The organism is Nocardioides sp. (assembly GCF_035481145.1).
GTDB lineage: Bacteria > Actinomycetota > Actinomycetes > Propionibacteriales > Nocardioidaceae > Nocardioides.
Genome location: NZ_DATIHB010000056.1, coordinates 1 through 6,423 on the forward strand (window position 1 = coordinate 1; position 6,423 = coordinate 6,423).

Here is a 6,423-nt window from a genome sequence, read left to right on the forward strand (position 1 = left end):
CCCGCCGCTCAGAGCGTGGCACGAAGCGCGCGGTCGCGCTGGCACTTTGCACAATCCCGCTGATCGTCGCGTGCACGGGCCCGGCCCGTGAGCCCGGAGCCTCGGCCACCTCGGCTTCGCCCTCACCCTCCAGCTCGGACAGCGCCGGGTCGAGCAGCTCGGAGCCGAGCAGCAGCGGGTCGAGCAGCGCGCGACCACGCGTCGTACGGACGGTGGCGGAGGGGCTGGACACCCCGTGGGGCATCGCGTTCCTGCCTGACGGCACCGCGCTCGTGACCGAACGTGACAGCGGGCGGGTGCTCCTCGTGGGCGCGGGGAGCCCCCGTGTGGTGGGCACCGTGCGGCAGGTCAGCGACGAGTACGACGAAGCGGGACTGCTCGGGGTCGCCGTCGGACCGCGCTTTGCAGAGGATCGCCGGGTCTGGCTCTACGTGACCTCCGACGAGGACAACCGGATCGTCACCACGACGTACGCCGAGGGGCGACTGGGTCCGGTTCGCCCCGTCCTGACCGGGATCCCCAAGGGCGCCATCCATGACGGCGGCCGACTCGCGTTCGGACCAGACGGCTACCTCTACGCCTCGACCGGCGAGATCGGGCAGCGTGCGCTCGCGGCCGACCTCCGCTCGCTCGGCGGGAAGATCCTGCGGATCACCGGAGCCGGCGACCCTGCGCCCGGCAACCCCTTCCCCGGTTCGCCGGTCTGGTCGTGGGGACACCGCAACGTGCAAGGCCTGGCGTGGGTCGGCCGGCAGCTGTGGGCCTCCGAGTTCGGCGCGGACACCTGGGACGAGCTCAACCGCGTCGAGCGTGGACGCGACCACGGCTGGCCCTCGGTGGAGGGTCGCGGCGGCACGGGCGAGCAGGTCGACCCGGCACTGGTCTGGGAGACGGCCGACGCGTCACCCTCCGGGCTCGCGTGGGGAGGCGGCGCACTGTGGATGGCGGCGCTGCGCGGCGAGCAGCTCTGGCGGATCCCGGTGCGGGGTGGCGAGGCGGGACGAGCGGAAGGCCTCTTCATCGGCGAGCATGGACGGATGCGCACCGTGGTGAGGACTCCGGAGGGTCGCCTGTGGGTGACGACCTCCAACCGCGACGGCCGGGGCTCCCCCGGCGCCGATGACGACCGGATCCTCGAGGTGGCTCCGTGATCCGGCCGAGGCATGACGACACGCTCGTCGCCCGGGTCACCTCGCTGCGCGAGGTGGAGGGTGTCCGCGCCGGCTCGGCGCTGCTCGCGGTCGACGACCGGCTTCTCGTCGTCGGCGACGACGCCCACGCCGTGGCGTGGGTCAGCCCGGCAACAGGTGCCGTGACCCACCAGCCGCTGGCCGGCGACGGGCGCCGTCTGGAGAAGTCGCGCAAGCCGGACTTCGAGGCCGCGTTCCACGACCGTGACGACGTCTGGCTGCTCGGCTCGGGCTCGCTGTCGAACCGCTGGCTCGCCACCCGGCTCCCGCGCCCCGGTGACGCCCGGGCCACCGCCCACGACCTGACCGCCGTCTTCGCAGCAGTGGCCGACACGCTCGGAGAGGCGCCGAACGTCGAGGGCGCGGTGATCTGCGACGGCGTGCTGCGGCTCTGCCACCGGGCCACGGGAGCCTCGCCCGACGTGCTCGTCGATCTCTCCCGTGACGTGCTGCACGGCGGGAGTGCCCGCGTCCTGCGGACCATGCCGGTCGAGCCGGCCGTGCTGGGCGGCGTACACGCGCACATGACCGACCTCGCCCTCCTCGCCGACGGACGGCTCGCCTACCTGGCGGCCGCCGAGGAGACCGATGACCCCGTGCTCGACGGGCCGGTCGCCGGGGCGGCGTTCGGTGTCATCGACGGGGACCTCGCCCGCTGCACGCCGCTGCTCGGGACGGATGATGCGCCGTTCGCGGTGAAGGCGGAGGGGCTCGTGGTCGACGACGACGGCCGGGGCGCATGGGCCGTGACCGATCGCGACGACCCCGACCTCGCCGCCCAGCTCTGCCGCCTCGAGCTCACCGGTCTCTGATCGGCGAGAGGGCGCGAACCTGCAGCGTAGGCACCCCGAGGCGGCGCGAACCTGCAGTGGACCTGCAGGTTCGCGCCGCCTCGGCGCTCCCGCCGTGCAAGTACGCGCCGCCTCGGCGCTCCCGCCGTGCAAGTACGCGCCGCTTCGGCGCCCGCGTCGTGCAGGTTCGCGCCGCTTCGGCGTTACAGACCGAGCTTCTCCAGGATCAGCTCGCGGGCCCGGCCAGCGTCCGCCTGGCCACGGGTTGCCTTCATGACCGCGCCCATGATCGCGCCGATGGCGCCCATGTTGCCGCCCTTGATCTTCTCGACCAGGTCGGGCTGCGCAGCCAGCGCGTCATCGATAGCGGCGATCAGCGGGCCGTCGTCGGACACGAGCGCGAGGCCGCGCTTCTCGATGATCTCCTCGGGCGTGCCCTCGCCGGCGATCAGGCCGTCGAAGACCTGGCGGGCGAGCTTGTCGTTGATCGTCTTGGCGTCGACCAGCTTCTGCACGGCTGCCACCTGAGCCGGCGTCACGCCGACCTCGGCCAGCTCGACACCGGCGTCGTTCGCGCGACGGAGCAGCTCGGCGACCCACCACTTGCGCGCCGACTGCGGGGCCACGCCCTCGCCGACGGTGGCCTCGATCAGCGGCAGAGCGCCGGCGGCCCAGACGTCGCGCATCTCGAGGTCGGTGAAGCCGTACTCCGCCTGGAGACGTGCCTTCTTGGCCGTGGGGTTCTCCGGGAGCGTGCCGCGCAGCTCCTCCACCCACTCGCGTGACGGGGCGACCGGCACGAGGTCGGGCTCGGGGAAGTAGCGGTAGTCCTCGGCGTCGGACTTCTCGCGCCCCGACGTGGTCTCGCCGGTGTCCTCGTGGAAGTGACGCGTCTCCTGCACGACCTTGCCGCCCTCGTTGAGGATGCCGGCGTGGCGCCCGATCTCGAAGCGGACCGCCCGCTCGACCGAGCGCAGCGAGTTGACGTTCTTCGTCTCCGACCGCGTGCCCAGGACATCGCTGTCCTTTGGCGCGAGCGAGAGGTTCACGTCGGCACGGATCGAGCCCTGGTCCATGCGCGCGTCGGACACCCCGAGCGCCACGATCAGGTCGCGCAGCTGCGCGACGTAGGCCTTGGCGACGGCCGGGGCCTTCTCGCCGGCGCCGATGATCGGCTTGGTGACGATCTCGATGAGGGGGATGCCGGCCCGGTTGTAGTCGACGAGCGAGTAGTCAGCGCCGTGGATCCGGCCGGTCGAGCCACCGACGTGCAGCGACTTGCCGGTGTCCTCCTCCATGTGCGCGCGCTCGATGTCGACCCGGAACGTCTCACCCTCGACCTCGACGTCCATGTAGCCCTCGAACGCGATCGGCTCGTCGTACTGGCTGGTCTGGAAGTTCTTCGGCATGTCCGGGTAGAAGTAGTTCTTCCGGGCGAAGCGGCACCACTCGGCGATCTCGCAGTTGAGCGCCAGGCCGATGCGGATCGCCGACTCGACGGCCTTGTGGTTGACCACCGGCATCGCGCCGGGCAGGCCGAGGCAGGTCGGGCAGACCTGGGTGTTCGGCTCGGCTCCGAACTCCGTCGGACAGCCGCAGAACATCTTCGAGTTCGTGTTGAGCTCGACGTGGACCTCGAGGCCCATGGCCGGGTCGTACGCCGCGAGCGCCTTGTCGAACGGGACGAGGGCGGTCATCGGGCCGCTCCTTCCAGAGTCGGAGCCTTGGCAAGCAGCGGGCCACCCCACTGCTTCTCCAGCAGCATCTCGAGGGCGGCTCCCACGCGGTAGACGCGGTCGTCGGCCATCGCCGGGGCGAGGACCTGGAAGCCGACCGGCAGGCCATCCTCGTCGGCGAGGCCGGCGGGCACCGAGATGCCGGGGACGCCGGCGAGGTTGCTCGGGATGGTGGCGAGATCGCCCTTGTACATGGCGAGCGGGTCGTCGAGCTTCTCCCCCAGCTTCCACGCTGTGGTGGGCGCGGTCGGCGACACCAGGACGTCGACCTGCTCGAACGCCGCGGCGAAGTCGCGCTGGATCAGCGTGCGGACCTTCTGCGCCTGGCCGTAGTAGGCGTCGTAGTAGCCCGAGCTCAGCGCGTAGGTGCCCAGGATGATGCGGCGCTTGACCTCATCACCGAAGCCGGCGTCGCGCGAGGCCCGCATGACCTCCTCGGCCGACGGGTCGCCGTCGGGCGTGACGCGCAGGCCGTAGCGCATGGCGTCGAACTTGGCGAGATTCGAGGAGACCTCGCACGGCATGATCAGGTAGTACGCCGCGAGCGCGTGCTCGAAGCTGGGGCAGGAGACCTCGACGATCTCGGCTCCGGCGTCGCGCAGCAGCTCGAGGGACTCCTCGAAGCGGGCCATTACGCCGGCCTGCCAGCCCTCGCCGGAGAGCTCGGTGATGACGCCGACCTTGACGCCCGTCAGGTCGCCGGTCAGCCCCTGGCGGGCCGCCTCCACGACACTCGGGATCTCGTCGGAGAGCGAGGTGGAGTCGAGCGGGTCGTGCCCGCCGACGATCTCCTGCAGCAGGGCGGAGTCCAGCACGGTGCGCGTCACCGGCCCCACCTGGTCGAGCGAGTTGGCCATCGCGACGAGGCCGTAGCGCGAGATCGCGCCGTACGTCGGCTTCACGCCGACCGTGCCGGTGACGGCGCCCGGCTGGCGGATCGAGCCGCCGGTGTCGGTGCCGATCGCGAGCGGGGCCTCGAACGCCGCGACAGCAGCAGCCGAGCCACCCCCGGAGCCACCGGGGATCCGGTCGAGTGCCCACGGGTTGCGGGTCGGGCCGTACGCCGAGTGCTCGGTCGAGGAGCCCATGGCGAACTCGTCCATGTTGGTCTTGCCGAGGATCGGCAGGCCCGCAGCCTTCAGGCGTGCGACGACCGTCGCGTCGTACGGCGGGATCCAGCCCTCGAGCATCCTCGAGCCGCACGTGGTCGGCTGGCCAATGGTCGCGAGCACGTCCTTGACCGCGATCGGGACGCCGTCGAGCGGGCTCAGCAGCTCGCCACGCGCGCGGCGCGCGTCGGAGGCTGCAGCCTCGGCGATCGCGCCCTCGCTGTTGAGGTGGAGGAAGGCGTGGACGCCCTGGTCGCCGGTGTCGACGTCGCTGATCCGGTCGAGGCAGGCCTGGACCAGCTGGACGCTCGTGACCGCACCGGCAGCGAGCAGGTCGGCCAGCTCGGCGGCCGACTTCTTGAGGAGGTCATCCATCACTGCTCGTCTCCCAGGATCCGGGGCACGCTGAAGCGCTGCTGGTCGGTGGCGGGGGCCATCGCGAGTGCCTCCTCGGCGGTGAGGCCGGGGGTCACGACGTCCTCGCGGAAGACGTTGGTCAGCGGGATCGGGTGCGAGGTGGCGGGCACGTCGTCGCTCACGGCGGCACTGATCGACGCGACGGACTCGAGGATCTTCGCGAGCTGCGGCGCGAGGTGGTCGAGTTCGGCGTCGGACAGGTCGATCCGGGCGAGATCCGCCAGGTGCGCGACCTCGTCGCGGGAGATCTCAGGCATGCGGATCATCCTATGTGCGGAGCGCGCAGGGCCCGACCGCGGTCCCATCGCCCCCATGGCCCTCCCGCTACCCTCGCCGCGGAGGTGGGAGATGACCAGGGCGCTCAGCCGCGCGGCGGTGGCCGCTGCCGTGCTCGTGCTCGCCGGGTGCGGTGGATCCGGGAAGCCGGCCCCGTCCCAGACGGGCGCGGGAAGCCGGTTCTACGACCAGTACGTCGCCCTCGGCGACTCCTTCACCGCCGCCCCTCTCGTCGGGGCCACCGGCCTCGACGACCCCTGCCTGCGATCCGGCGTCAACTACCCGCACCGGCTGGCGCGGGTCCTCAGTGCGACCCTGTTCGACCGCAGCTGCACGGGGGCCGACATCTCCAACCTGGTCGGGGGGCAGCGGCTCCTCGACGACGCGGAGGCACCACCGCAGCTCGATGCGGTGACCGCTGGCACGGACCTGGTGACGGTCGGCATCGGCGGCAATCCCGCGGCTGCGCAGGCCTGGTCACAGATCTGCCCTGCGCTGCGCGCGAGCGACCCCGACGGCGCCCCCTGTCGTGAGCACTTCCTCGAGGAGGGCGACGGCGCCGACCTGATCGCCAAGGTCCTGCGCAAGGAGCGCCGCCAGCTGGTGACCGTGCTGAAGGCGGTCCGCGAGCGAGCCCCCGAGGCGCGCGTCCTCGTGATCGGCTACCCCGCGATCTTTCCTGAGAAGGGCCACTGCCCGGAGCGCCTCGCCCTTGCGAAGGGCGACGTCGCCTACGCCCGCACGACCCTCGACCGCCTCAACCGCAACCTCGAGCAGGCCGCGGAGAAGGCAGGCGTGGAGTACGTCGACGTGTACGCCGCCACGCGCGGTCACGACATCTGCTCCGACGACCCGTGGGTCCAGGGGCGGGCGAACGACGCCGGCGTCGCGCTCGCCTACCACC

At 71.9% G+C, this 6,423-nt stretch carries 7 protein-coding genes; 3 read left to right on the top strand and 4 right to left on the bottom strand.

What is annotated here, in order from left to right:
• Positions 1-232: hypothetical protein (locus tag VLF38_RS04595; protein WP_325270106.1), on the bottom strand; the 232-nt coding region annotated here is incomplete at its 3' end.
• Here VLF38_RS04595 and VLF38_RS04600 point away from each other — a divergent pair.
• Both VLF38_RS04600 and VLF38_RS04605 read left to right on the top strand, forming a co-directional pair.
• Positions 213-1,151 carry a PQQ-dependent sugar dehydrogenase gene (locus VLF38_RS04600; protein WP_325270107.1) on the top strand — a complete coding sequence of 313 codons (939 nt, stop codon included), beginning with the start codon at positions 213-215 and terminating at the stop codon, positions 1,149-1,151. The two genes, VLF38_RS04595 and VLF38_RS04600, sit on opposite strands and share 20 nt — an antisense overlap.
• Positions 1,148-2,002: a DUF6929 family protein gene (locus VLF38_RS04605; RefSeq protein ID WP_325270108.1), complete on the top strand. Its 855-nt coding sequence runs from the start codon at positions 1,148-1,150 to the stop codon at positions 2,000-2,002. Before VLF38_RS04600 ends, VLF38_RS04605 begins: the two co-directional genes overlap by 4 nt.
• Positions 2,003-2,184: 182 nt before the next feature.
• Here the strand turns inward: VLF38_RS04605 and gatB are convergent, their stop codons facing one another.
• The 3 genes from gatB to gatC are packed head-to-tail and all read right to left on the bottom strand — an operon-like array spanning position 2,185 to position 5,500.
• A complete protein-coding gene (gene gatB, locus VLF38_RS04610) occupies positions 2,185-3,678 on the bottom strand; it encodes an Asp-tRNA(Asn)/Glu-tRNA(Gln) amidotransferase subunit GatB (RefSeq protein ID WP_325270109.1) in 1,494 nt (497 codons plus the stop codon).
• Positions 3,675-5,201, bottom strand: a complete 1,527-nt coding sequence (gatA, locus tag VLF38_RS04615; protein WP_325270110.1) for an Asp-tRNA(Asn)/Glu-tRNA(Gln) amidotransferase subunit GatA — start codon at positions 5,199-5,201, stop codon at positions 3,675-3,677. The genes gatB and gatA overlap by 4 nt, the downstream gene beginning before the upstream one ends.
• Positions 5,201-5,500 (bottom strand): Asp-tRNA(Asn)/Glu-tRNA(Gln) amidotransferase subunit GatC, encoded by a 300-nt coding sequence (gene gatC / locus VLF38_RS04620; RefSeq protein ID WP_107700307.1) that lies wholly within the window; start codon positions 5,498-5,500, stop codon positions 5,201-5,203. The genes gatA and gatC overlap by 1 nt, the downstream gene beginning before the upstream one ends.
• Positions 5,501-5,591: 91 nt before the next feature.
• Here gatC and VLF38_RS04625 point away from each other — a divergent pair.
• Positions 5,592-6,423 (top strand): SGNH/GDSL hydrolase family protein (locus VLF38_RS04625; RefSeq protein WP_325270111.1); only part of this gene is annotated, 832 nt, incomplete at its 3' end.

What these genes read in the sequence shown, in the direction of transcription:
- gatA (WP_325270110.1), bottom strand. Translation starts at nt 5,201, where the DNA reads ATGGATGACCTCCTCAAGAAGTCGGCCGCCGAGCTGGCCGACCTGCTC.
- gatC (WP_107700307.1), bottom strand. Translation starts at nt 5,500, where the DNA reads ATGCCTGAGATCTCCCGCGACGAGGTCGCGCACCTGGCGGATCTCGCC.
- gatB (WP_325270109.1), bottom strand. Translation starts at nt 3,678, where the DNA reads ATGACCGCCCTCGTCCCGTTCGACAAGGCGCTCGCGGCGTACGACCCG.